Genomic DNA, 24,780 nt, shown 5'->3' with positions numbered 1-24,780 from the left:
CGGCTCCCCCGCCAGCCGGGCCACCCTCCACTTGCGACCTCCTGTGAAGGGCCATGGATAGACCTGTGTGACACTCTGCGAGTGACGTTGCCTCTGCCGCCGAACATGCCCGACCGACCGGATGCGACTCCACCAAATCCCGGGGCGGCGCCGCAGCAACTGCCGGTGCCACCACCGACACCGCCGAAACGCAACACGACGCTCATCATCGGCGTGGTCGCCGCAGTACTGGCGCTGTGTCTGCTCGGCGTCTGCGGGGCCGTGGTGGGCGGGGTGGTCTTCTTCAATGCCAGGAGCGGCCAGCAGGACCGGCCCACGGCCAACTCCCAGCCCGGGCCGATCGAGACGACACGGGAACGTCCGCGGGTTGAGCCGACGTACTCGTCCCCTCGGGTCGTTCCCACGACCGAGGCGGCTCCCCCACCGCCGCCGGCAAGGATCGGGCAGTGCATCGTGGTCAGTGAGAAGGGCAGATTTCAGGGCATCGGCAACTGCAACGGCACCCGTGGCACCTACCGGGTGGTCTCGATCGACTACTCCCGAGGCGCCTGCGCTGACCCTGACTCCGCGTACATCACCGAAGATGGCTATCGGTTGTGCCTGGAGCGTCACCTCGTGCGCCTCTACTGTTACAAGTTCCCGACGGGCAACGGCTGGATCGTCGGTGCGCCGAAGTGCAAGGCGAAGGGCACCGTGCACATCATCGACATCGTCCCCGGCGCCTCCAACGGAAACAGGTGCACACGGGACCGCAAATGGAACCGTTGGTACCGGTTCACGAACCCGACCGTCGTCTACTGCGTCATGAAGTACTGACGACGCCTGCCGGGTGGAGAGCGGGCGACCCGCGTCGGACCGGCAACGAGCTTCTTGGCCTGCGAACACCTGTGGGGGCGATGCTGCGCTGACTCCCGGCGGTCAGTCGTGCTCGGGGATGCCGGCCACCCGGTGCGAGGCGGCGTGCAGCACCTCAGTCACGAGCCGCCGCACATGGCCTCTCCGAGCGCTGTACAACGCACGCCGGCCGTCGCGCCGTACCGTGACCAGCCCTGCCAGCCGCAGCTTGCCCAGATGCTGCGACACCGCCGGCCGTGCCACCCCCAGCGCCGCCACCAGTTCGGTCACGTCATGCTCCGCGTCGACGAGCAGCCACATCAACCGCAGCCGCGTGCCGTCCGCGAGCATCCGCAACATCTCCGTTGCCGCCTCGACGTGACTGTCGACAGGTAGATGTTGTTGCAGGTCGTTGGCATCTGCACCGTTGTCGCGTGCGCACATGGGCACATATTATCGCCGCCGTCGGGGATACCGACCCGCATACCGTCAGGGACGTTGGGAGACGCGGTGAACGACCACGATCACGAGCACCGTCACGACCGAGGCCACGACCACCCACACCATCACGGCCACCACCACGGCGGCCGGCTCGCCGCCTCGTGGCACCGGCTGACCCATGCCGTCGTCCCCCACTCGCACGACTCCCGCGCGAAGATCGACCCCGCGTTGGAGTCCTCCCGCGAGGGACTGCGCGCCCTGTGGATCTCACTCGTCGGCCTCGGGGCAACCGCCATCGCCCAAGCCGCCATCGTCGTGCTGTCCGGGTCGGTCGCCCTGCTCGGCGACACCCTGCACAACGTCGCCGACGCCCTCACCGCCGTACCCCTCGCGATCGCCTTCCTACTCGGCCGCCGCGCCGCCACCCGGGCCTACACCTACGGCTACGGTCGCGCCGAAGACATCGCCGGCATCATCATCGTCGCGGTGATCGCCGCCTCCGCCGTCGCCGCCGCATGGACCGCCATCGCCCGACTGCTGCACCCGGCCGAGGTGACCCACCTGCCCTGGGTGGCCGCCGCCGGCTTCGTCGGCTTCATCGGCAACGAGTTGGTCGCCCGCTACCGCATCCGCGTCGGCCGCCGCATCGGCTCCGCCGCCCTGGTCGCCGACGGATTGCACGCCCGCACCGACGGCTACACCTCCCTCGCCGTGCTCCTCGCCGCCGGCGGGGCCTCCCTCGGCTGGCGCTGGGCCGACCCCGTCGTCGGCCTGGCCATCGCCGTCGCCATCACCTTCGTCCTCAAGGACGCCGCCCGCGAGGTCTACCGACGGCTCATGGACGCCGTAGACCCCTCCATCGTCGACCAGGCCGAAACCACGCTGCGCGGCGTCGACGGCGTCCGCGACGTCACCACGGTCCGGCTCCGCTGGATCGGCCACCGCCTCCACGCCGAAGCCGAACTCGTCGTGGACACCCACCTCAGCCTCGTCGCCGCCCACGAGATCGCCGCCGATGCCGAACACCAACTCACCCACGCCGTACCCCGGCTCACGAGCGCCACCGTCCACACCGATCCCGACTGCCATCCCGGCGCCCACCACCACACCGACCTGTCCCACCGACGCCGTCAACACCTGAGCGAACTGTCGCCCCGCGAGGCAGGTTGACGTGACCCCCCGGGACCCGGGCCAGCCCGGTCGACAGCGGCGTACGCGCCTTCAGGCTGTGCGGAGTGCTTCGTTGGGTGTGAGCCGGGTGGCTCGCCAGGCGGGGTACGCCCCGGCGATGATCCCGACGGTGAGCGCCAGTACGGGTGCGGCGACGATCGCGGTGACGGGAAGAGCCGCGGCTTGCGCGTTGACCGCGGCATAGCCGATGGTGGCCAGGACGCCGGTGCTGACACCGATGGTCGCGCCTATGGTGGCGAGAGCCAGCGCCTCGAAGATGAACTGCGTGGCGATGTGTGTGCGTCGCGCTCCGAGGGCGAGCCGGAGTCCGATTTCGCCGCGACGTTCGATGACGGCGACGACCATGGTGTTGGCGATGCCGACGCCACCGATCAGGAGCGCGATCGCGGCAAGGGCCGTGGCGAGGTTCGTGAGGCTGGTGTCGGCGAGTTCGCGCATGTCGGCATAGTCGGAGAGCTGGGACACTCCGACGTACTGGGGCGCGACGGGATTGGCGGTGGCGGCGAGCACCGGACGCACCTGGGCGGCCGTGCCGGGGTGGGTGTTCACGTAGATCGTGGCGATGCTGCCCGGGGTGGCGCCGGTGGTGTCGGTGAACTGCGGCCAGATGGTGTCCCTGGTCCAGTCGTCGCCGAGGAAGACGGCGTGGTCGATGCCCTCCGCGAGGACGACCGGTTGCAGGACACCGATGACGGAGTGCCACTGGTCGGCGACCCAGATGCGCTGGCCGGGATGGGCGATGCCGAGCGTCGCGGCGGCCTGCGACCCGAGTACGACGGTCGGAAGGATGCGGCTGGCGTTGCTGAACCACTGGCCCCAGGCCAGGTCGGCGTCGATCGCTGCCGGAAGGCCGGGGCCCGCGGCCTGGACGAGCAACCCCCTGGTCTGGTTGGTCGGGACGTGGTCGGTGCGGTAGGCGCGCACCGTGTTGGGTACGGCGAACACTGCGGCGGCGTTCGTGACGGGGGCGATGCGTTCGATCATCTCCGGCGCCGTTGCGGGCAGCGGTACGGTCTTGTCGTTCGTGTCCTTGCCGGGCTCGACGGTGAGCAGGTTCGCGCCCATGCGATCGAGCTCGTTCAGATACTGGGCCTTGTTGGAGCCGGCGACGCCGGTGATGGCGACGAGCGCGGCGATGCCGATCGCGATCCCGATGGACGACAGGATGGTGCGCAGCGGTCTCGCCCAGGTTCCGGCGGTGGCATCGTCGAGCAGGTCGCGGACGCGGATCCGGATCGGTTGAAGGTCGGAGATGCTCATGCGGTGGGTGCCCCGGTGTCGGTGGTGATGCGGCCGTCGCGGATCCGGACACGACGCGGCATCGTGTCGGCGATGGCGTGGTCGTGGGTGATGACGACGACCGCCGTGCCGGAGCCGGCGATCTCACTGAGGAGGCGGATGATGTTTCCCCCGGTGGCCGTGTCGAGGGCTCCGGTGGGCTCGTCGGCGAACACGATGCTCGGCTGCTTGACGAGCGCCCGGGCGATCGCGACGCGCTGCTTCTCACCTCCGGAGAGTTGCCCGGGCCGATACCGGGCGCGGTGGGCCAGCCCGACGGCTTCGAGAGCGTCTCGGGCCTGACGGAGGCGCTCGGCGTGTCCGGCGCCGGTGTAAAGCAGCCCCGTCGCGACGTTCCTCTCCGCCGTGAGGGTGGGGATGAGGTGGAACTGTTGGAACACGAAACCGATGTGTCGTGCCCGCAGTGCCGCCCGCTGCGCGTCGCCGAGTACCGCGACCGGGTAGCCCCGCAGCCGCACCGTCCCGCTGGTGGGGTCCTCGAGGGTGCCCATGATCGAGAGCAGGGTGGACTTGCCCGACCCGGACGGCCCCACGACCGCGACCATCTCCCCGGCACGCACCGTCAGGTTGGCTGCGCGAAGGGCATGGGTCGGCGGGTCCGTCGGGTACGTCTTGGACACCTCCTCGACGGTGAGGACGGAATCGGTCACGGTGCCACCACCTCCTCCCCCTCACTGACGTCGCCGGTGATCTGTAGCCGGGAGTCGGCGACCAGTCCCACCTTCACGGGCACGAGGACTCGCCTGCCGTCTCGGAGCACTTCGACGCCGTACCCGCCGTCGGCCAGGGCGAGGAGCGCGGTGACCGGTACGACGAGAGCGCCGTCGACGGTGTCGCTGGGGATGGTGACCCGCACCGCGGAGAGGCCGACCCCTGACACCCGGGACTGGTCGGCGAATTCGATGACCGCCCGGTCCGGTAGTGGTTTCCCGTCCTTGTCGGACCCGCGGTGCTTCTGGATCTGGGCGATCCGAGCGGCGATGCTCGACCCGTCGGGCAGGACCACGGTGACCGGTTTCCCAGGCGTCAACGATCCGGCCTGCGCGGTGCTGAGGTTGGCGACCGCGTGGACGGTGGTGTCGGTGTAGTCGAGGATGTCGCCGTTGACGGATGCCCCGAGCTTCACGTGGAGGGTCTCGACCCGGATCGCGTCCGCCCTGGTGACCACAGCATCGCCCGGCGCGAACACACCGGTGCGCTTGAGGCGGAGGGAATCCTGCCAGCGTTTGATCGCCAGGGCGGTGGACCGGGTGAACGTGTCGTCCACGGTGAGGCCACTGAAGCCCAGCTTGACGAGGTTCCGTTCGAGTTGGCGTACGTCCTCACCCGGGCTCACTCCGGTGCTGAGCTCGCGCCAGAAGGGCCGGGCGCCCTTCAGGAGCACGACGGGTCGCCCGTCCGTCTCGTAGACGCGTTGGCCTACCCTGACCACCTTGCCGGGGGGCGGCAGCACCGTGAGGATGCCACCGCCGCCACCGATGAGGGTGTCCGGGTCGCCGTAGCTGAGCTGCGCGTTCAGGACCGTGTTCGACGTCAGCGCCTCTCGCACGATCGGCTGGGTGTTCACCTTCGGTCCCGGTGCGGCGGCATCCCTGCGCCAGGGCTGCCACACGTAGGCCACGGCCACCGCACCGAGCACCAGGACGACGGTCGCGGCGGCGGCGACACGGGTACGGCTTCGCACTGCTCGCCTCGCCTAGTTCGCGCCATCGATGATGCGGGAGTACAGCTCCTCGCTCCAGGCCGGGTCGAACGCGCCCGTGAAGTTCGGGGCGACGAACGTGCCCTTCTTCTCTCCGGTCGGAATGATCGTCTTCTTGCATGCCGCGAACATGGCGAAGAACTGTTCCTTCGTCGTCCCGGCCGGCACCGCCATCTCCGCGGACGCGCCGTCCGGATCGGGGAAGGCGGCGATGCCGTTCTCCCTGGCGCACTTCGCGAACGCACGGGACGCCTCCGCCAGGGCCGGGTCGGTTCCGTCGACGTCGCGCGGCGGCTCGTACTGGGGCACCTTCGCACGGCAGACCTGCTCGGCCGCCGCGAACAGCTCGGCCGCCGCCGCGTCGAACTTGACGGCGCCCGGGCTGCTGTTCCCCTGCGCGGAGTCGATCGAGATGCCGGGGCCGACATGGCCGTCCGGCCCGGTCATCACGTTCTGCACCCCTTCGGCGCGCAGGCAGGCCGCGTACGCTTCCGCCGCCGCCTTCGCGTCGCCCTTGCCCGCGGGTACGTCGCCGGCGGACGGCACCTCGGGCGTGGACGTGCAGCCGGCGAGCGTGAGAGCGGCGGCAAGCGCGGCACCCGCGACGAACAGTCTCGTCGTGGCGGGCCGGTGGTCGTTGCTGAACATGGTTCTTCCTCACTGACGGGTCGCGTCCCGGTGTCGCGGGATCGGTCAGGAGAAGTTCTAGACGGTCGGCGGTCAGCGAACGGTCAGCGTGCTCCTGACCGTTTCCTTACCGCCCGGGCCGACAATGGGGTGATGAGAGTGCTGATCGTGGAAGACGAGATCGACCTCGCCACGAGCCTGGCCGAAGGGCTACGCGCCGACGGGTACACGGTCGACGTCGCCCACGACGGCGCGACCGCCCTCAGCCGGATCCAGCTCGGCGATCCGGAGGTGATCGTGCTGGACCGCAACCTGCCGATCCTCGACGGCGACACCGTCTGCCGGACCCTGTCGGCCCTGCGCCACCCCGTACGCATTCTCATGCTGACCGCCGCCGCCGGGCTCGACGACCGCGTCGAGGGCCTGGACCTCGGGGCGGACGACTACCTCACGAAGCCCTTCGCCTACCGTGAGCTGACCGCCCGCATCAACGCCCTCGCCCGCCGGCTCGACCCCGGCGACACCTCCCGCAGGGTTGCGGACCTCGTCCTGGACACCGCGGGGCAGCGGGTGACCCGACGTGGAGTGCCGGTGCGCCTCAGCACCAAGGAGTACGCGGTGCTCGAAGCCCTCGTCGTCGCCAACGGAGGTCTCGTGACCTATCGGCAACTCATCGACCACGCCTGGGACGAGGACTACGACACCGAACGTGCCGCCGTGAAGATGGCCGTCTACTCCCTGCGCCGCAAGCTCGGCGCACCGGACCTGATCGTCGCCGAGCACGGCCGCGGCTACCGGATGGAGGCACCGTCATGAGCCGACGGACGCCCCGGCTGCACAGTTTCCGCACCCGACTCACGGTGACCTTCACCGCGGCGTTCCTCACCGCCGGAATCATCCTGCTCGCCGTCGTCTATCTCGCCGTGGCGCACCTCTTCGACACCGCTCAGCGCGGCGGGTTCAACGAGCTCATCAGCACCGACGGCACGGTGGTCACCTGGCAGAGCGGCGGGCCGCTGTCCGAACAGGGTTCCGTCGCGTACGCCGACGGGCTGCCGGCGGGGGAAGTCCAAGGGGTCATCGACCGGACCCAGGTCACCCTCCGCGAGGACATACTCGCCGGCCTCGTGTGGTGGTGTCTCGGAATCCTCGCCGTCTTCGCCGTCTTCGCCGCTCTCGCCGCGTCCCGGCTCTCCCGCGCCGCCCTCGCCCGGATCGCCGACATCACCTCGTCCGCTCGATCCATCACCCAGCACCAGCTCGGCGCACGGCTGAACCTGCCCGGCCCGACCGACGAGATCAAGGAACTCGGCGACACGATCGATCAGATGCTCGACCGGCTCGAAGATTCCTTCGCCCGGCAACGCGAGTTCATCGCCAACGCGTCCCACGAACTCCGCACCCCCGTCGCGACAGCCCGCACGGCCCTCGAAATCCCCCTCGAACAGGGACGGGTCCCCACCCAACTCGAACCAGCCGTCACCCGCGCGCTCACCGCGACCAAACGCAGCGAGACCATCCTCAACGCCCTGCTGGATCTCGCCCGCGCCGAGACCTCCCAGTTGGGAAAGCCGGAGCCGGTCGACCTGGCGGCGGCGATCCGCGAGGCCCTGGCCGACCTCGACGGGCTGATCGCCATCCGCGGCCTGGACGTCACCGTCGAGACGACGGACCGGCTGCTCACCGCGGACAGGACGCTGATCGAACAGTTCCTCCGCAACGCCATCATCAACGCAGTACGACACAACGTCGACAACGGCCGAGTCGACATCCGGACCGTGAACCGCGGCGACGGAATCGACATCACCATCTCGAACACCGGGGAGTGCATCGACCCCGACACGATCGACGATCTCACCGCACCCTTCAACCACGGCAAGACCACCCGCCTCGCCCAGGAGCAGAACCCGGGCTACGGGCTGGGCCTGGCCATCATGAAACGCATAGTCGAACGCCACAACGGCACCCTGACCATCACCGCGCGGGAGAACGGTGGCCTCGTCGTCCACGCCCACGTGCCGGACCACGCCCGCCAGCCGGTGGCGGCCCATGACCGCCGCAGGGGGACCACGTAGGTTTCGGCACCCTCCCGGTCAGCTCAGGTTGGCGTACCGGTTCGGCGACGCGGTGGCGGCCAGTTTCGACCTGGGCCGGTCGGCGTCGGGGTGGCGTAGGTCGTCGAAGATCATGAGTGCCTCGCGCCACGCCCGGCGCGCGCCGACGAGGTCACCGGCGGCGCGTCGGGTGTCGCCGAGGTTGTCCAGCACCTCCGCCTCGTCGTACCGGTCGCCGAGTTCCCGGTGCAGCGCGAGGGCCCTGTGGTAGCACTCCGCGGCCTGCGCGTGTTCGCCACGCCCGTGGTGGACGTAGCCGAGGCTGTCCCAGGTCAGGGCCTCGCCGTGCCGGTCCCCGGTCTGCTCGTGCAGGCGCAGCGCGGACCGGCAGCAGCGCAGCGCCGGCCCGTGCTCACCGACCCGGGCGTGCAGCCAGCCGAGGTTGTTGAGGGCCTTGGCCTGCCCGACCTGGTCGCCGGTGGCCCGGTAGAGGCCGAGGGCTCGACGCGTCTCGTCGAGGGCCGCCCGGTGCCTGCCCTGCCGGGCCAACACCCAACTCGTCCCCAGGTGGGTGTGCGCCTGGCCGGTGTCGTCACCGAGCTCGCGGTAGAGCTCGAGAACCCGCTGGTAGTGGGCGCGGGCGGCCGGGTGGTCGCCGAGCCAGGTGCAGGTGATCGCCAGCCCCCGGTAGGCCGTGGCCTGCCCGGACAGGTCGTCGCGGCGGCGGGCGGCGGCCAGCGCGATCCGGTGTGCGGCGGCCAGTTCGGGCCAGTGCCCGGCGCGGTCGAGGTACGTGGTGAGGGCGGCGGCCAGCATCCAGGCATGCTGGTCCAAGCCGTTGCCCGCCGCCTGTTCCACGGCGGCGAGCAGGACGTGACGCTCGGCGGCGAACCAGTCGGTCGCCCAGGCGTGGTCGGGACGGTCGCCCACCGTCACCCCGGGCTCCGGCGGCGGCAGGGTCGCCGGCCGGGTCAGTCGGTACGGATCGAGAAGGTGGTCCGCCGCGTGCGTGGCATACAGGTAGTGGTCGAGCATCCGGCGTCGGGCCGCCTGGCGCTCGGCCTCCGGTTCGGCCCGCTGGCAGAGCTCAGCGGCATAGGCCCGGAGCAGGTCGTGCATGGCGTATCGCCCGGGGCTCCACTCGGTCAGCAGGTGCGCGCGGACCAGCCCGGTCAACAGCGGCCCGACCTGAGCCGGCGGTAGGCCCAGCAGACTGGCCACCGCCGGTCGCGCGACGTCGGGGCCGGGGTGCAGCCCGAGCAGCCGGAAAAGTCGGGCCGATGCGACGTCCAGCACCCGGTAGGACCAGGAGAAGACCGCCCGGACGTCCGTCGCGGGGTCACCGGTCTCCAGCGCCGCCAGGCGGTCCAGGCGGGTGTGCCGCAGCTCGGCGGCGAGGCCCGCCAACGGCAGCTCCGGATGGTGTACGGCTCGGGCCGCCACAATGGCCAGCGCCAGGGAGAGGCCGGCGCAGCGTCGTACGACCTCGTCGACGGCCGCCGCCTCCGCAGCGGCGCGGACGGGGCCGAGCCGGCGGGTCAGCAGGGCCCGGGACTCCTGCGGTGACAGCAGGTCCACGGTCACCGGATGCGCCCCGTCGCTCACGACCAGCCCGGTGAGCCGGTTGCGGCTGGTCACCACGACCAGGCTGCCAGGCGATCCCGGCAGCAGGGGCCGGACGTGCGCGTCGTCGCGGGCGTTGTCGAGCAGCATCAGCACCCGCCGGTTGGCCAGCAGAGTGCGGAGCAGGGCCGCCTGCCCGGCCACGTCGGTGGGCATCCGCTGGGGTGGCACGTGCAGCGCGTCCAGGAAACCGCGGAGCGCCTCCCCCGGTGTCACGGCCCGGCCGTCCAGGTCGAACCCGCGCAGGTTCACGTAGAACTGGCCGTCCGGGTAGTCGCCGGCGATCCGGCGTGCCCAGTGCACCGCCACGGTGGTCTTGCCCACTCCGGCCGTACCGGCGATGGAGATGACCACTGCCTGAGCGGTCCCGGCGCCGCTGGCGTCGGTGGGCAACAGCGCGGCCAACTCGCGCAGCGTCGCCGCCCGACCCGTGAACCAGGCGGGATCGGCGGGGAGCTGCGCGGGTGGCGGTCCCACCGGCGCGGGCGCGGGCGGTGACGTGACGACCGCCGGGGCCGACGGCCGGGCCAGCACTCCCCCACGCAGCACCCGCAGGTGGGCGGCGGCCAGCTCGGGTCCCGGTTCCACTCCCAGTTCCTCGACGAGTCGGATCCGGGTCTCCTCGAAGAGGCGCAGCGCGGCCGCCTGCTGGCCCCCGCCGGCAAGGGCGAGCAGGTATCCGGCCACCACCGTCTCCCGCAGGGGGTGGGCGGTCACCAACGGACGCAGGGTCTGCGCGACCTCGGCGTAGCGGCCGAGGCCGAGCTCCACGGCGGCCAGCCGTTCGTGGGCGGCCAGGCGTCGCTCGTCCAGGCCTGCGGCTGCGGTGGCGACGAACGCCCCGGCGGCGCCGCTCAGCGCCGGCCCACGCCACAACGCCAGGCCGCCGCGCAGCAGCCGCGCCGCCTCAGCCGGTCTTCCGGCCGCCTCCTCTGTGCGGGCCTGCTCGACCGCCATCTCGAACTCTGTCAGGTCCAGCGCCGAGCCGTGCACCGCGAGCCGGTATCCGCTGCCGTGCGTGACCAGCAGGTCGGCCGCTCCCTCGGCCCGCAGTGCCGCCCGGATGCGGCTGACACTCACCTGCACCTGGGTCCGGGCACTGGCCGGCGGGTCGTCCGCCCACAATGCCGCCACGAGGTGGTCGACGGAGACGAGCCGGTCGGCGTCGAGCAGCAGCAGCGCGAGCACCGCGCGTTGCTGAGGTCGTGCGATGGCGAGGACCCGACCCTGGGCAGCCACCTGGACCGGACCGAGGACGGACCACCGCATGAAGTTCCCTTACCGGTCGTGACCTGACGATCGAATTCTATGGACGGATCGGGCGGAACGGCCTGCGGCAAGCGGTCGGATAGCGGACGACAAGGCTCGCCGCCCAGGCTTCTCCACACCGGCCGGGCCAGGACCGGCGGTGCAGAACCACGGCCGGCACCAGCGCCGGCCAGCGGCGGACAGGGAGATCACATGCGAACGAGAACGAGAAGCGGCGTGCTGACGGCAGCCCTCGGAGCGGCGACGATGCTGGCCGCGATGGGCTGGGCGGCACCGGCGGCGGCGACTCCCGCCGGGCTGGAGACCGTCCTCGGCGCGGCCTCCCCCAGCAGCCAGGACAAGTCGGCGCTCGCGCCCTGCCCCACCGGGAAGGTCGTCACCGGCGGAGGCGGGTTCCTCACCGCCGGGTCGGGTGCGGAGGGCAGGGTCGGGCTGGACCGCCTGGAGCCGTTGGCGAACGGCAGCGGCTTCTTCGTGACGATGCGCGAGGCCGGCCCGACGAACGTCGCCGATGAGTGGGGGCTCCAGGCCGTCGGCCAGTGTGCGACCCCACCGGCCGGCTACCAGGTCGTCGCGACCACCGGGGCCGTCGGCACGGAGTTCGTCACCGCCAGCTGCGGGACGAAGAAGGTCATCGGGATGGGCGGACGCATCAACGGCGGCCAGGGCGACGTGGTGCTCGACCAGGTGGTGCCGTCGTTCGACCTGGCCTCGGTGACCGTCCGGGCGGTCGCGGTCCAGGGCACGGCCCCGACCGGCTGGAGCGCCACGTCGTTCGCGGTCTGCGCCACCGCGCCCGCCGGGTTGGAGCGGATCGTGGTGACGGGAACTGGTACGAGCAACCCCTCCGCCACCCGCGTGAAGCCCTGCCCGACCGGCAAGGCGCTCTACAGCATCGGGGCGGACATCAACGCCGGCAACGGGCAGGTGCTGCTCAGCGCGCTCAACATCACCCCCAGCACCACCCTGCGCGTACGAGCCGACGAGGACGCCGACGGCTTCGCCGGCACGTGGAGCCTGAGCGGGTACGGCGTCTGCGGTAGCTGACCGCCTCACGCGGCGTCTGCCGCACCTGCCACCGCAGCCCGGCCCCGCTCCCACGAAAAGGGGGCGGGACCGGGCGGGGTGGGTGGTCCCGCTCGGCGAGGTTGGGGGCCTTCTGGGTCGCGGGCGAGAGCGGCCTGAAGGATCTCGACACCGTCGGCGATCGACCCGGTGTCCCCCGTCGGCGGAGGATCCATGCGCGGGGATGCTGTCGAGCTGATGTCGCAGACGATTCACCGCTGTCTGGTGCCGCCGTGGCCCAGACACCGCCTGATGTCACAGACGACTCAGCTCGACAGCGTCATACGACCAGATCCCCCACAGACCGGCTCGGCGACCACCACCGCCCCACGCAGCGCGGATTACTAGCTGCAGTGGATCGGTCCCCAACGCTCCTCGGAGAGGTTTCGGTACACCACGTACACCAGGATGCACCGGCCGGCCGTCCCGGTGACCTGGGCGGGACCGGCGTAGTACTGGAAGTTCCCGGAATCGCGATCGAAGACGAGTGGTTCACACGGGTTGCCCGAGCTGCCGGTGGCGCACTTGCCGATGAAGACCTCCATGTGCTCGGACTTGTCGCGGTTGAGATTCTTCTGGGCCCAGACGCAGTTCGTTCCCCCGTTGGCGCTGGAGTATGAGATGAACACGGAGATCGCGCCGCCGTAGGCGTCGCGATGTGGCGACAACTCAGTGCCGGAACAGGATGCCCGAGGGCTCAGCTTGGTGTGCGCGGATGCGGGCGAGCCGGTCACGGCGAGCGTCGCCGCCACCAGCACTGCGGCGAGGACTGCTCCGATCAGGGTGCGGGTCCTGGACCGATGCATCGCGAAGACCATAAGAAATCCTTCCATGAGGGACACATTCACCATCACTATTGCACAAGCGACGTTCCCGTCGGCGATTGTGCTCCCGGCATGGAGATCGCTGACCGTTCACCTCCGTCCACAGTGCTCACGGCCGAGGCCGGGGGCGACGGCGCGGTGGCCCCGCCGCCCCCGGGTGCGTGTCAGCGCGGTGACGGCAGGCCGGTGTCCACCGCGGACATCAGGGTGCCCGTGGTGGTGTCGCCGGACATCTCCCAGATCATGCCGCCGAGCAGGTTCTGCTGCTTGGCCCAGGTGGTCTTCTGGCCGATCGACCACGGGTCGTCGAAGGTCCACCACTGCCCGCCGTTGCCGGTGTAGCAGTACGACGAGACCGACTGGGTGTCGTGCTGGACGGTGCAACCGGGCACCATCGCGAGCAGGTTGGCGTACCCGCGGGTGCCCGCCTCCTCGGCGAACTGGCCGGGCGCCGCCCCGGTGGCGGTCTGCCACTCCCCGTTGGCCGAGCCGCCGCCCGGCAGGGTCCCGGCAGCCACTCCCTGCCAGCCCCGGCCGTAGAAGGCGAAGCCGACGGTGAGCTGGCGTGGGTTGACTCCGGCGTCGGTGTACGTACGCACGGCGCGTTCGACGCTGAACTCGAACGGATACGGGTCCTGCGCGTCGCGGTACAGGTTGCCCTGGTGTCCGGTGCGGTTCGGCTCCCACGAGTTGTCACTGCCGGCGCCGTGGAAGTCGTACCCCTGCACGTTGGCGAAGTCGAGGTAGTCGAAGACGCTCGGCGTGCCGTCGGTGCGGCTGATGTCCCACCCCGCGTCGATCTTCGCCGGATCGGCCGGGGTGAACGCGGTCAGCAGGTACCGCTTGCCGGTGGTCGCGCCGAGCTCGTCCATCTGCCGGCGGAACTCGGCGAGCAGAGCTGTGTTGTTGGCCTTGTCCTGTGGCCCCCAGTGGTTGCCGGGGTGCCCTTCGGCGCCGGGCCACTCCCAGTCGAGGTCGATGCCGTCGAAGATGCCGGCCGCGGTGCCCGGCCCGCCGGCGTTGCCGGCCACCGGCAGGTTGCCCCGCAGGTAGATGTCCAGGCACGAACGGACCAGCTTCTCCCGGCTCGCGGGGGTCGCCGCGGCGTCGGAGAAGTACTTCGAGTACGTCCAGCCGCCGAGCGAGATCAGGATCTTCAGGTGCGGGTGCTTGGCCTTGAGCTTCTTGAGCTGGTTGAAGTTGCCGCGCAGCTTCTCCCAGCCGGTGTCGGCCACGCCGTCCACCGACTGCGCCGCGCTGAACGGTCGGCCGTAGTCGGCGTCGGCGTCGCCCGCGCCGGTGCCCTGGTCGGGATCCTGCGGATCCGGGGTGGTGCCCCGGGTGACGCCCTGCAGGCAGGTCAGGTTCACCGGGTCGAGGTTGGCGAAGGCGTAGTTGATATGGGTCAGCTTCGCCGCCGCGCCGGAGGTGTCCAGGTTCTTCACGAAGTACTGCCGGCCGTAGATGCCCCACTGGACGAAGTAGCCGACCTTGGCGTACCGGCCGGCGCCCATCACGTCGTCGGTGGTGACGGTGACCGACGCGCTGGCGGGCGAGACGTTGTCGTAGGTGTCGCGGGCGCGGACGGTGAAGGTGTACGTGGTCAGTGGGGTGAGTCCGCCGACGGTGATGCTGGTGCCCGTGCCGTTGACCGTGGCGGCGAGCTGGGTGCCGCGGTAGACGTCGTACCCGGCGATGCCGCTGGCGTCGTTGACGGCGTTCCACGCGAGCGCGACGCTGGTGGCGGTCACGGCCGTGCTGCGCAGGCCACCGGATGCCGGTGGGGCGACGGTGTCGTCGGCCGGGTTGAGCGTGGTGGCCGACACCGTGGCGCTCGCCGGCGAGGTGTTGCCGCGGGTGTCCTTGGCCGCGACGGCGAAGGTGTAGGGGGTGTTCGGCGTCAGCCCGCTGACGGTCGCCGCGGTGCCGGTGACCGACGCGACGACGGTCCCGCCGCGCAGCACGTCGTACCCCGCGATCGGGAAGTCGGTGGCGGCGGCTGCGGTCCAGGTCAGCGACACGGTCTTGGTGGTCCGCCCGCTGACCGCGAGGCCGGTCGGCGTGCCCGGTGCCCGGTCCGGGCTGCCGTCGCACTTGTTGCCGTTGATCCGGCAGTTCGTCGGCGCGGCGGCCGTCCCGGTCCCGATGAACCAGAAGCTGTACGGCTCGGTGCTGCCACCGGCCGCGACGGTACCGTTGTAGTGCGCGTTGACGACCGTGACGCGGTTGCCGACCCGGGTGACGGTGCCGTGGTAGGCGTTGCCCATGGTCACCCCGGCCGGCAGGTCGAACTCGAGGGTCCACCCGGAGATCGCGCTCGTCGTCGGGTTGCTGATGACGTACTTGTCCATCCGCCACGAGCCGTTGTCGGACGAGGAGAAGGCGGCGGTGAGACCGGCGGCGGCATGGGCCGCGGTCGATGGCGCGACGATGGCGCCGACCACGGCCAGCAGGGCTGTGACGGCCAGCGCCAGACGGGGGGATCTTCGCGGACCGGTACGACCGCCCATGACGTCCTCCTTTAGGAAAGTTTCCTAAAAGATAGATCGGTGGCGATCGATAAGTCAACGCCGTCACCGCCGGTCGCCGCCTACTCGCAGAAGACACGCACCTTGGCATCGGGCGCGTCGACCTCCACGGTCATCTCGTCGAGGTGCTCCACGAGCGCCTCGAGCTGCTCGGGCTTGAGCTGCGTCAAGTCGAACGGCACGCCCGACCTGCTCAGTTCGACGTTGGCCCGGTCCAGTGCCTGCGGCGGGATCAGCGCCGCCATGCGTACGCCGGCCCGCAGCAGTTGCAGCGGCACCCGCACGTTGACCCGCGCCGGCTCGCCGTCCTCAAGGGCGTCCACCACCACCCGCAGGTACTTCGCCCTGCCCTTCGGCCGGACGTCACGATTCGACGCCGCCGGCGGCTGGTCACTTTCGAGCGCGGCGATGAGCCGCTCCGCCTCCCCTGCGGTGATCTTGCTCTCGGCCAGCATGTCGAGGATGTCCCTGCGCTGTTCGTTCATGGAACCTCTCCTATCGGACGGTGGCGAGCACAGCCGTACGGCCCTGCTCGACGTGGACCCGGGTGCCGGGCAACGCGGAGACGATGCGCCAACCGGTGCTGAACGCCCGCACCACACTGACGCCGCGCACGAGGCAGGCCACGGCCGCCACCGCCAGGGCCAGGACCACGACCGGCGAGAGCACGAGCACCACGGGCAGCACCGGGACCCAGATCCGGATGGGACGGCCGTCCGGGCGTTCGACCCGTACGGTCAACAGCTGCGGCATCACGGCCGGCCCTCCAGTTCGGACAACGCCTGCTGTGCGGTGATCTCGCCCCGGCGCAGCCGATCGATGACGTCGGCCCGCGACGGCGCCGGATCGGTCTCGACGAAGTCGAGCATCTGCGTGATCCGGTTCAGTCGTGACTTGACCGTCGGGTAGCTCACCCCGAAGACCCGCTCCATCTCCTTGATGGAACCGTGGCACCGCACGAACGCCGTGACGAAGACCTGGTCCTCGGCGTTGAGCTGAGCCAGTTGCGGCAGCTCGAACTCGCCCTCGATCGCGACGCCGCTGCCTTCGAGGCGCACCCGCTCGACGACGAACGACTGACCCCGGGTCAGGTTCGTGAGCTCCTGCCAGTCCATCGCCTTCTCGGTCATATCTGAAGTTATACCGGGAGAGGACTTCAACTTTCAAGAGGTGGATCTTAATTTTCTTAATACAGGGCTTACTTCGGCCTCAGCGCTGGGTCTGCCGTGCCCGCGCCCGGGGCGGACCGAGCGTGTCGCCGATGGCGTCACCGCGACGGTGTCCGAGGTCGTCAAGCTCTCGGCCAGCTCAGGACAGCACGCGGCAGGTCACCTGCGTTACCGAGGTCGCGGCTCGCGCATGGGAGAGATTCAGGTGGTGACGGTGTGGGGACCCCACGCGTGCCGGTTCTTGGCCGCGGCCTTCCTGCCGAGCCGGCCCTCGCGGACGAGAACCGCGAGCGAGTCGAGGATGACCCTGGAACTCAGCAGTGCCGTCTGCTCCGCCCAGTCGTACGGCGGGGCGCACTCGACCACCTCGAGGCCGGCAAGTCCGGGGGCGGCGATCATACGGATGAGATTCAGCGCCTCGCGGGGCAGCAGCCCTCCCGGCTCCGGCCAGCCCGTGCCGGGGACGAACCCGGCATCGATCACGTCGATGTCGAACGACAGGTAGACCGCCTTGGCGTCCTTCCACGCCGTCTCCAGTGCCACCTCGGCGACCTTCTCGATACCGACCCGCTCCACGTCACCGACGGTGATGACTGTCGTTCCCCGCTCGCGGCCGACCTTGACGCCGGCCCGGGGCGTCTGCCAGCCTCCGATACCGATCTGGACCAGGTTCGTGGCCGGAGCGTTCCCGATGTTCGTCGCGTGGAACCACGGGGTGGTGTGCATGCGCTCGTCGAGGTCGGTCTCCTGGGTGTCGACGTGCCGGTCGAAGTGGATGATGCCGATGTTTCCCTCGACGTACGGCGCGATGCCGCGGATCGTCGGATACCCGATGGAGTGATCGCCCCCCAGGACGACGGGGAACACGCCGCGGGAGTAGACGTGGGCCATGGCCTGGCTGATCTGGTCGAACGACTTCTCCAGGTTGCCCGGGATGGTGAACACGTCGCCGATGTCGACCATGTTCAACTGTTCGCGCAGGTCGACACCCAACTCGTAGCAGTACGTGCCGAACAGGTTCGTCGAGCGGCGGATGCCCTGCGGGCCGAAGCGCGCACCTGGCCGGTAGGTGGCTCCCGAGTCGAGGGGCGCGCCGAAGACAGCCACCTCGGCGTCCTCGATGTCGTTGACATCCTCCAGGTACGGGGAGTTGAGGAACGTGCCGCGCTCCCCGGCGAAGTGCGGCAGCTCGCCGCGGGAGAACGTGGGGATGGTCCTGTCGACCAGGGTCGGCGAGCCCGGCAGGCCGAAGGCCAGACCGCGCTCGATCTCCTCGTCGTGGCGGAACAGCGACAGTCGCTCCTCCGCGAGTTGCGCCCATCTACCTTCCTTGGGCGCGAACGCGTCGCTGTGCGAGTGGCCATGATCGTGACCGGGGGAACTGCCGTGCGGATGAGTCACTCCCGGTCTCCCTCAGACGCCGTCTTTTCACGACCCGTTCGGCCACCCGTCTCGGCCGGGGCCCGGGTAGTACATCGGGAGCGTAGCTCGGCAAACTGGCGTGAACAGGGCATATCGACAAGAGCCCCCACTGCCGGTCAGGAGGCTCAAGTTTCCCTCAGTTCCAACGTCGGGGTCCTTTCCCGACACGGGGGCCGGCCTAGGTTCGGCTCACCTCGACGGAACACGGCTACTGCCTCCCGAAAGGAGCACCATGGCCCCCACTCCGCCTACCGATGCCGAACTGAACGTCCTGATCCGGGCGCGGCTGGCCGTCCTCGGCATAGATCTCGACCAGCTCCCGCCCGGCACCACCCCCGATCCCGTGACCGGTTCGCCCGGCCGGGACTCGGTGCTCGCCTCGCTGCGCTCGTTCATGCGGGGCACCGTCGCCACGCTGGCCGCCTACCAGCTGCCCGCCGCCGGCACGACCGATCCGAAAGTCGCGGCGGCGTTGTCGCAGCAACGCGTGCCGATCCTGTACCCGGCGAACAGCACGGAATGGCGGAAGGCATGACTGTCGAACCCCTCGACCGTTCGGTCGATCGCCGGGCCTTCCTGGCCCGCGCCGCCGCGTTGGCCATCGCCTCCACCGCCGGCGCGACCCTCGCCGCCCCCTCGATGGCGGTCGCGAGCGGCCCACTGTCCCTGGGCTCGAAGAAGAGCGGGGCGCTGGACCAGCCCAACGCCTACGCCAAGCCCCGCCCGGAAGCGGTCGCTGATCCGACCGAGTTGACCATCGCCGAGGCCGCCTGGCTCATCCGGGCCAACAAGCTCACCCCCGAGCAACTGGTCGAGGCGTACCTCGCGCGCATCTCCGCGTACGACGGCACCTACCGGGCCTTCAACCTGGTGCTCGCCGACGCGGCCATCGCGGCGGCACGCGCGGCCGCCCGCGGGCCCCGGCGCGGGGTGCTCCACGGAATTCCCCTGGCCGTCAAGGACAACTACTACACCGAAGGGGTCCTCACCACCGCGAACTCCTTCCTGTTCCAGGACTTCGTGCCGCCGTACGACGCGACCGCCGTGGCCCGGCTCCAGGCGGGCGGCGCGATCGTCCTCGGCAAGACGCAGATGGGCCCGCTGGCCACCACACGGGCCACCACGCCGGCCGGGGTGGTCACCACGGTGAACGCCTGGACGCCGACCAACCGCAACACCGACCCGGGCGGATCGTCCACCGGCACCGCGACCGCGGTGGCCGGCCGCATGGCCACCTCCGGCATCGGCACGCAGACCGGTGGCTCCATCACCGCACCCTCGAACGCCCAGGCCCTGACCGGGCTCAAGCCGACCATGGGCCGCGTCTCGGCGGCCGGGATCGTGCCGCTCTCCTACACGCGGGACCATCCGGGGCCGCTGGCGCGCGATGCCAAGGATGCCGCCATCATGCTGACCGCGATGGCGGGCGAGGACCCGGCGGACCCGCGCAGCCAGGGGCTGCCCGAGGTGCCCAACCTGATCGACGCGGCCACTCCGGTGTACCGGGGGAAGCGGATCAAGCTGCGCTGGAACACGAGGATCGGGGTGTTGCCCAACTTCACCAACGGCACCTCGGCCACCGCGCTGGCCCGCCAGGCGTACCTGGCTCAGCTCGCCGCGATCCCCGGCGCCACTCTGGTGGACGTACCGCTGCCCGAGGGGTGGAGCCAACTCACCGGCAGCACCTTCAACAACATCCGCCTGCCCGAGCGCAGCGAGCCGTTCATGCCCTACCTGCGCAGCGACCTACGCGGCTTCGGCGTGTCGGTGACCAGCTGGCTCCAGGGCGCGTTGCTGGGCGGCAACGAGTTCCTCACCGGCCAGCGGGCCAAGCTGTTGCTGCTGGAACGGGTGCTCGACGACCTCTTCGACGCCTGCGACGTCGTGGTGCAGACCGACCCGGTGCCCTTCGACATCCTGGGGCTACCGGAGATCGCCTTCCCGATCGGGTTCACCGGCGCCGGCGTGCCGATCGGCACCATCCTCGGTGGCCTGCCGTACGGGGAGGACCGGCTGCTGTCCGTGGTGGCCGCGTACCAGGCGACCACGGACTGGCACCTGCGCCGGCCCGCCGACCCGCCCGCTGCCGCCCGGTCCAGGGCCGGTTCCGCAGCGGAGGAGCTGCGCCTGACGGCCGAGCAGGTCGCCGAACTCACCCAGTGACGACGGTGGAGGGCGGGGCGTGCCCGCCCTCCACCCGGGTGGCTACCCGTTTCCGGGCGACGCCTGCTGTCGGCGGTGTCGCTCCACCATCGCCACCAGAAGTGACATCGGGACCGGCGTCTCGGCGTCCGTACGGCCGGTGGTGATGCTGCGGCCCGGCTCCGGAGGCGCCACGACCACGTTGGGCCGCCGGGCGAGCGCGGCCCGGTGCTGGCGCATGGCCGGGCTCTCCCAGCCGCCCGGTGGCAGCCCCGCGGCCAGCCCGATCACCGCCGAGGTGCACTGCAACGCCAGCAGGCTGGGCGTGTCCGCGAGACCGGTGGCCAACCGCCCCAGGTAGTGCAGTGTGGCGGGGTAGACCAGCACGGTGTCGGCCCACTCGGCCAGTTCGACGTGCAGCGCGGTGGTCGTCGGCCCGTCCGGCCAGGCGTCGGGCACGGCCGGCGTGCCGGCGAGCCCGGACAGCGCGTCCAGGGTGACGAACCGCAGGGCAGCGCGGGTCACCACCGGTCGGATCTCCAGTTCCGGATAGCTGCTGCGCAGCCAGTTGACCCAGAACGGCAGGAAGGCGACCCCGACGGAACCGGTCCCGACGAGCAGGAGCCGCCGGGCGCTGAACGGTGGCGGCCCGGAGCGCTGCCGTGCCTGGTCCACGGGTTCGGGCGTACCGGTCACGGGGATGCCCTCCGTCCCGCCGCCCGGTCGAAGGCCCGCGCCCGCAGCGCCCGCCGAAGGTCGGCCCGCCGGGTGCTGAGCAGCCTGCGCAGCTCGGCGGGCGGGTCCGCCTCGGCGAGGTAGCGGTCCGTGCGCGCCGCCACGTCGGCGTGCACCTGCGTGCTGGGGTAGAGGGCGACCACCAGCATCTGCGCCAACTCCGGCACACGAGCGCGCCAGAGCTCGTCCAGCCGCGCGAAGTAGGGCTCCACGAAATGCGCGAGCAGGTCGGTCTGGTCCGGTTGACTGAAGCTGAAGAGCACCCAGCTGAGCAACTCCGGCTCGATGTCGGGCGAACCGACCGCGAGTTGCCAAGCCTCCTGCTTCGCCGCGAGTGTCGGCGCCGCCGCGCGTACGCCGGCCGCCCGGCACCGCCCGGCCGCCGTCGGGTCACGGCGCAGCTCGGCCTCGACCCGGTCCACATCGACCGTTCCGCAGGCCACCAGCCGCCGCAGGATCGCCCAGCGCAGCTCGGTGTCGAGGGTCAGCCCGGGGATCGTCTCCGCGCCGGTCAGCAGCCGCTCGGCCAGGGCGAGCTGGTCGGAGGTGGTGGCCTGCAGCGCCAGGGTCCAGGCCCAGCAGAGTTGCCGGTCGCCCCCTGCCGGAGCCGCCCGGACGCCCTCCAGGGCCAGCGCGGCGAGCCGGGCCCGCCCGGTCGGGCGGTAGGCGGGATCGGTGTAGTCGTCGAGCGCCGCCGACGCCCGTACCAGCAGGGTCTGCACCGCGCTGACCTGCTCCTCGGCGTCGATGCCCGACTCGACCATGGTGAGGAAGTCGCGGGCCGCCAGCTCGGCGTCGCGCACCATGTCCCAGGCCGCGCCCCAGCACTGGGTGCGGGCCAGCGGGTCCCGGATCTCGGCGATCCCGTGCCGGATCGTGGCCACGGACACCGGGTCGAGCCTGCCCCGCGCATAGCTGAGCTCCCCGTCGTTGACCAGCACCAGGTCCGGGGCACGCTCGCCGACGATCCCGGGTACGGCCACCCGGGCACCGGTGAGGAGCACGTCGTGCCGGGCGGTCCGCACGATTCCCTCCGGTCGCCGTACGTAGCAACCGACCGCCAACCGGTGCGGGCGCGGGGCGTCGTCCGTCGCCGCGTCCCGGACGACCTCGAACGTGGAGATCCGGTCCCCGTCGCTGGTCAGCTCGGCGCGGAGCACGTCGACCCCGGCACTGCACAACCACCGCTGGCACCACTCGCCCAGGTCGCGGCCAGCCGCCTCGCCGAGCGTGGCGACCAGGTCCGCGAGGGTGACCGCGTGACCGGCGTACCGGTGGACGAACTGCCGAAGGCCCCGTACGAGCGTCTCGTCGCCGATGGTGGCGGCGAGCTGCCGGAAGACGGCTGCCCCCTTCCCGTACGTGATCGGGTCGTAGTTGATCTCGATGGCGGTGACGCTCGGGACCTCCTCGGCCACCGCGTGGGTCGTCGCCTCCTCGTCCTGCGCCCGTGCCCAGCCACTGGCCACCGCGAAGACCTGCCACGCGTCCGGCGCCTCGATCGCGCGGCACCGGGTGCTCAGGTAGGTGACCACCGCCTCCTTGAGCCACAGGTCGCTCCACCAGGCGATGCGCACGAGGTTGCCGAACCACATGTGGGCGACCTCGTGCAGGATCACGTCGGTCCGCTGATCCCGCATCGAGGCGGTGACCCGGCTGCGGAAGAGGAAGTCCTCGGACAGGGTCACGCAGGCGGCGTTCTCCATGCCGACCATGCCGTAGTCGGGTACGAAGACCTGGTCCAGCTTCGCGAACGGGAACGGGTGGGCGAACAGGTCCGCGAAGTGCGTCAGCCCGTTCCGGGTGGCGGCGAAGACCTCGTCGGCGTCCAGGCAGGAGACCATGCTCTGGCGGCAGGCCAGCCGCAACGGCACCGGCCCGTCGGCGGCCACCACGGCATACTCGCCGGCCACCAGCGCGAACTGGTAGGTGGCGAGGACCGGCGTGGGCGCGAACCGCCAGGTCGCGTCGCCGCCGGCCAGCACGGTCGGTGCCGGCGTGGCCGAGGTCGACAGCACCGCCCAGTGCGCCGGCGCGGTGACCGTGAGGGTGAACGGCGCCCCGAGGTCCGGCTGGTCGAAGCAGGCGAAGACCCGTCGGGCGTGCGCGACCTCGAACTGGGTGAACAGGTAGCTGCGCCCGTCGGCGGGATCGATCATCCGGTGCAGGCCGACACCGGTCGTGGCGTAGTCGCTGTGCGAGACGACCCGCAGCTCGTTCTCGGCCGCGAGATCCGGCAGCCGCAGCCGGCGGCCGTCGTACTCCGCCGCCACATCGAGGGCACGTCCGTTGAGGAGTACCTGTTCGACCTGCGCGTCCAGCAGGTCGACGAAGGTGCTCCGCCCAGGGATGGTGCAGCGGAAGCGGATTGTCGAGACCACCGTGAACCGGGTCGCGTCGGTCAGGTCGACCGCCAGGTCGTACCCGTCGATCCGGAGCAGTCGCGTCCGGTCGGCCGCCTCGGCGCGGGTCAGGTCGCCCGGCCGGGTCCGGGCTGCGACGTCCACGGCGCTCACGAGGCCCCCGTCACCGGTACCGCCGTCGCCACCGCCTCCACGGGTGGCCGCAGGTGCCCGAGCACCGTCTCCGTGATCGCCTCGACGGTGGCCCAGGTGAATTGTTCCGCCCCCGACCGCAGGTCGCCGACCAGCCCGGCCGCCCGCCGTAGCGCCGTCCACATCTCGTCCACGGACAGGTCCGGCTCGCCGGTCAGCAGCAGGCGGTGGCTCTCGAGCAGGTCGAGGCGGAGCCGGGTGGAGTCGGAGACCGGCGGACAGCGCATGGCGAGTGCCGGCACCCCGTTGCGGACCAGTTCGCACACCGTGAACCCGGCCCCGTCGGCGACGACCACGTCGGCGGCCGAGAACGGGATCTCCGGCCGGGCGGTGAGCCCAGCCCAGCGCAGGTTCGCCGGTCGTGGTGCCGCCAGGTCGGGCAGTTCGTCGGCGAGCACCAGCAGGTGGTCGTCCGCCCCGGCATGACGCTGCCAGGCGCCCAGGGTCGCGGCCAGCATCGCGCGGGTGTCCGGCCGGTCGGTCATGCCGCCGAGGGCCACCACCGCGACGAAGGCGTCGGCGGGCAACCCCAGTTCTGCCCGCGCGGTGGCGCGGTCCACGTCGAACCGGCGTACGAGCGGACCGGTGAAGTGCAGCGGCACGGTGATCTCGGCGGTCCCGGGATGCGCCGCGGCGAAGTCGGGCACCACGATCGCGGTGGCCTCGTTGAGGGTGCGGTCCAGGTGCGGCAACCCCAACTCGCCGTAGAACCAGTCGGTGATGAGCACCGCGGGCACGTCCAGCAGCCGGCGGCACACCGGCAGGGCCCACATGACCTCGTCGGTGACGACCAGGTCCGGACGGGGCAGCGTGGTCAGGTAGCGGTGCACGGCCCGGCCGGCGGCCTCGCTGGTGTCCCGCTCGTCAGGGATGTCCAGGTCCGAACAGGACACGTTCCGCGACCGGTAGTAGCGCAGGCCGGTGCCGGACGAGGCGAGGTCGAGCTGGACGTCCGGCCGGGTGCGCCGAATGGTCTCGACGATCTGAAGGTCACGGGCGGCATGGCCGTATCCGTGACCGCGGGTGAGCACGACGACCCTCGGCTGGTGCGACACGGCACTCCCATCATCGGCCCGCGACACTGGTCGCTTCCTCACGCGCAGTGAGCATACGGACCGGAGCGGCCTACCTCCACCCTCTACTTTAAGAAGTGTTGACAGTCCATAAACGGGTCACGAAACTCGTTGGTGCTCTGCTCCCGTAAGGCGCGGCTGGGTTCTTCGGGGCGCAGCCGGGCGCTGCTCCTACGGGATGCGGCGCAGCAGAAGGGTTATGCCCACGTGCCTACAGAGTGTGACAG

22 protein-coding genes are annotated in these 24,780 nt (G+C 70.9%); 7 read left to right on the top strand and 15 right to left on the bottom strand.

Translation table 11 applies throughout. The features are described 5' to 3' along the window. Window positions 1-81 precede the first annotated feature (81 nt). Window positions 82-816 carry a hypothetical protein gene (locus AB0D32_RS06730; RefSeq protein ID WP_357085776.1) on the top strand — a complete coding sequence of 245 codons (735 nt, stop codon included), beginning with the start codon at window positions 82-84 and terminating at the stop codon, window positions 814-816. A 102-nt stretch (window positions 817-918) separates the two neighbouring features. Here the strand turns inward: AB0D32_RS06730 and AB0D32_RS06725 are convergent, their stop codons facing one another. Continuing rightward, window positions 919-1,278, bottom strand: a complete 360-nt coding sequence (locus AB0D32_RS06725; RefSeq protein WP_357085774.1) for a metalloregulator ArsR/SmtB family transcription factor — start codon at window positions 1,276-1,278, stop codon at window positions 919-921. A 66-nt stretch (window positions 1,279-1,344) separates the two neighbouring features. Between AB0D32_RS06725 and AB0D32_RS06720 the strand changes: the two genes are divergently transcribed. Next, window positions 1,345-2,445 carry a cation diffusion facilitator family transporter gene (locus tag AB0D32_RS06720; protein WP_357085772.1) on the top strand — a complete coding sequence of 367 codons (1,101 nt, stop codon included), beginning with the start codon at window positions 1,345-1,347 and terminating at the stop codon, window positions 2,443-2,445. A 51-nt stretch (window positions 2,446-2,496) separates the two neighbouring features. Here the strand turns inward: AB0D32_RS06720 and AB0D32_RS06715 are convergent, their stop codons facing one another. The 4 genes from AB0D32_RS06715 to AB0D32_RS06700 are packed head-to-tail and all read right to left on the bottom strand — an operon-like array spanning window position 2,497 to window position 6,115. Then, entirely contained in the window at window positions 2,497-3,726 is a 1,230-nt protein-coding gene (locus tag AB0D32_RS06715; RefSeq protein WP_357085770.1) for an ABC transporter permease, read from the bottom strand. Then, window positions 3,723-4,415: an ABC transporter ATP-binding protein gene (locus AB0D32_RS06710; protein WP_357085768.1), complete on the bottom strand. Its 693-nt coding sequence runs from the start codon at window positions 4,413-4,415 to the stop codon at window positions 3,723-3,725. Before AB0D32_RS06710 ends, AB0D32_RS06715 begins: the two co-directional genes overlap by 4 nt. After that, a complete protein-coding gene (locus AB0D32_RS06705) occupies window positions 4,412-5,449 on the bottom strand; it encodes a peptidoglycan-binding protein (protein WP_357085766.1) in 1,038 nt (345 codons plus the stop codon). The genes AB0D32_RS06710 and AB0D32_RS06705 overlap by 4 nt, the downstream gene beginning before the upstream one ends. Before the next feature lie 12 nt (window positions 5,450-5,461). Next, window positions 5,462-6,115, bottom strand: coding sequence for a hypothetical protein (locus AB0D32_RS06700; protein WP_357085764.1), 654 nt, complete (start codon window positions 6,113-6,115; stop codon window positions 5,462-5,464). 132 nt (window positions 6,116-6,247) lie between these two features. Here AB0D32_RS06700 and AB0D32_RS06695 point away from each other — a divergent pair, with 132 nt between their 5' ends. Together AB0D32_RS06695 and AB0D32_RS06690 are read left to right on the top strand one after the other, a co-directional pair. Further along, window positions 6,248-6,910: a response regulator transcription factor gene (locus AB0D32_RS06695; RefSeq protein WP_357085762.1), complete on the top strand. Its 663-nt coding sequence runs from the start codon at window positions 6,248-6,250 to the stop codon at window positions 6,908-6,910. Continuing rightward, complete coding sequence (locus tag AB0D32_RS06690) at window positions 6,907-8,169, top strand: HAMP domain-containing sensor histidine kinase (RefSeq protein WP_357085760.1); 1,263 nt, start codon at window positions 6,907-6,909, stop codon at window positions 8,167-8,169. Before AB0D32_RS06695 ends, AB0D32_RS06690 begins: the two co-directional genes overlap by 4 nt. A gap of 18 nt (window positions 8,170-8,187) precedes the next feature. Here the strand turns inward: AB0D32_RS06690 and AB0D32_RS06685 are convergent, their stop codons facing one another. Continuing rightward, window positions 8,188-11,040 carry a BTAD domain-containing putative transcriptional regulator gene (locus AB0D32_RS06685; protein WP_357085758.1) on the bottom strand — a complete coding sequence of 951 codons (2,853 nt, stop codon included), beginning with the start codon at window positions 11,038-11,040 and terminating at the stop codon, window positions 8,188-8,190. A gap of 192 nt (window positions 11,041-11,232) precedes the next feature. On the opposite strand from AB0D32_RS06685, the gene AB0D32_RS06680 reads away from it, so the two are divergent. Beyond that, the gene (locus AB0D32_RS06680; RefSeq protein WP_357085756.1) at window positions 11,233-12,087 is read left to right on the top strand and encodes a hypothetical protein; all 855 of its coding nucleotides are present in this window, start codon (window positions 11,233-11,235) and stop codon (window positions 12,085-12,087) included. Window positions 12,088-12,449: 362 nt separating this feature from the next. On the opposite strand, the gene AB0D32_RS06675 is transcribed toward AB0D32_RS06680, so the two are convergent. From AB0D32_RS06675 to AB0D32_RS06650, 6 genes are all read right to left on the bottom strand, one after another. Continuing rightward, on the bottom strand, window positions 12,450-12,923 hold the full coding sequence (locus tag AB0D32_RS06675) for a hypothetical protein (protein WP_357085754.1): 474 nt from the start codon (window positions 12,921-12,923) through the stop codon (window positions 12,450-12,452). Window positions 12,924-13,093: 170 nt separating this feature from the next. Further along, window positions 13,094-15,439: a glycosyl hydrolase family 18 protein gene (locus tag AB0D32_RS06670; RefSeq protein ID WP_357085751.1), complete on the bottom strand. Its 2,346-nt coding sequence runs from the start codon at window positions 15,437-15,439 to the stop codon at window positions 13,094-13,096. Window positions 15,440-15,519: 80 nt separating this feature from the next. Further along, a complete protein-coding gene (locus AB0D32_RS06665) occupies window positions 15,520-15,942 on the bottom strand; it encodes a hypothetical protein (protein WP_357085749.1) in 423 nt (140 codons plus the stop codon). A 10-nt stretch (window positions 15,943-15,952) separates the two neighbouring features. Next, on the bottom strand, window positions 15,953-16,210 hold the full coding sequence (locus AB0D32_RS06660; RefSeq protein WP_357085747.1) for a hypothetical protein: 258 nt from the start codon (window positions 16,208-16,210) through the stop codon (window positions 15,953-15,955). Further along, window positions 16,210-16,587 carry a DUF2089 domain-containing protein gene (locus tag AB0D32_RS06655; RefSeq protein WP_357085745.1) on the bottom strand — a complete coding sequence of 126 codons (378 nt, stop codon included), beginning with the start codon at window positions 16,585-16,587 and terminating at the stop codon, window positions 16,210-16,212. Before AB0D32_RS06655 ends, AB0D32_RS06660 begins: the two co-directional genes overlap by 1 nt. A gap of 240 nt (window positions 16,588-16,827) precedes the next feature. Then, window positions 16,828-18,027: an agmatinase family protein gene (locus tag AB0D32_RS06650; RefSeq protein ID WP_357085743.1), complete on the bottom strand. Its 1,200-nt coding sequence runs from the start codon at window positions 18,025-18,027 to the stop codon at window positions 16,828-16,830. Between the two features lie 253 nt (window positions 18,028-18,280). Between AB0D32_RS06650 and AB0D32_RS06645 the strand changes: the two genes are divergently transcribed. After that, a complete protein-coding gene (locus AB0D32_RS06645) occupies window positions 18,281-18,583 on the top strand; it encodes a hypothetical protein (protein ID WP_357085741.1) in 303 nt (100 codons plus the stop codon). Continuing rightward, a complete protein-coding gene (locus AB0D32_RS06640) occupies window positions 18,580-20,211 on the top strand; it encodes an amidase (RefSeq protein ID WP_357085739.1) in 1,632 nt (543 codons plus the stop codon). The genes AB0D32_RS06645 and AB0D32_RS06640 overlap by 4 nt, the downstream gene beginning before the upstream one ends. Window positions 20,212-20,253: 42 nt before the next feature. Here AB0D32_RS06640 and AB0D32_RS06635 read toward each other — a convergent pair whose 3' ends face one another. Genes AB0D32_RS06635 through AB0D32_RS06625 form a run of 3 tightly spaced genes read right to left on the bottom strand, consistent with a single transcriptional unit; the run spans window position 20,254 to window position 24,577 of the window. Then, window positions 20,254-20,886 (bottom strand): flavoprotein, encoded by a 633-nt coding sequence (locus AB0D32_RS06635; RefSeq protein ID WP_357085737.1) that lies wholly within the window; start codon window positions 20,884-20,886, stop codon window positions 20,254-20,256. Beyond that, window positions 20,883-23,441 carry an aminopeptidase N gene (gene pepN / locus AB0D32_RS06630; RefSeq protein WP_357085735.1) on the bottom strand — a complete coding sequence of 853 codons (2,559 nt, stop codon included), beginning with the start codon at window positions 23,439-23,441 and terminating at the stop codon, window positions 20,883-20,885. The genes AB0D32_RS06635 and pepN overlap by 4 nt, the downstream gene beginning before the upstream one ends. Beyond that, the gene (locus tag AB0D32_RS06625; protein ID WP_357085733.1) at window positions 23,438-24,577 is read right to left on the bottom strand and encodes a hypothetical protein; all 1,140 of its coding nucleotides are present in this window, start codon (window positions 24,575-24,577) and stop codon (window positions 23,438-23,440) included. The genes pepN and AB0D32_RS06625 overlap by 4 nt, the downstream gene beginning before the upstream one ends. Window positions 24,578-24,780 lie beyond the last annotated feature (203 nt).

It is taken from the genome of Micromonospora sp. NPDC048170 (assembly GCF_040652795.1).
In the GTDB taxonomy this organism is placed as follows: Bacteria; Actinomycetota; Actinomycetes; order Mycobacteriales; family Micromonosporaceae; genus Micromonospora.
This window is presented reverse-complemented; position numbering and strand designations above follow the sequence as displayed.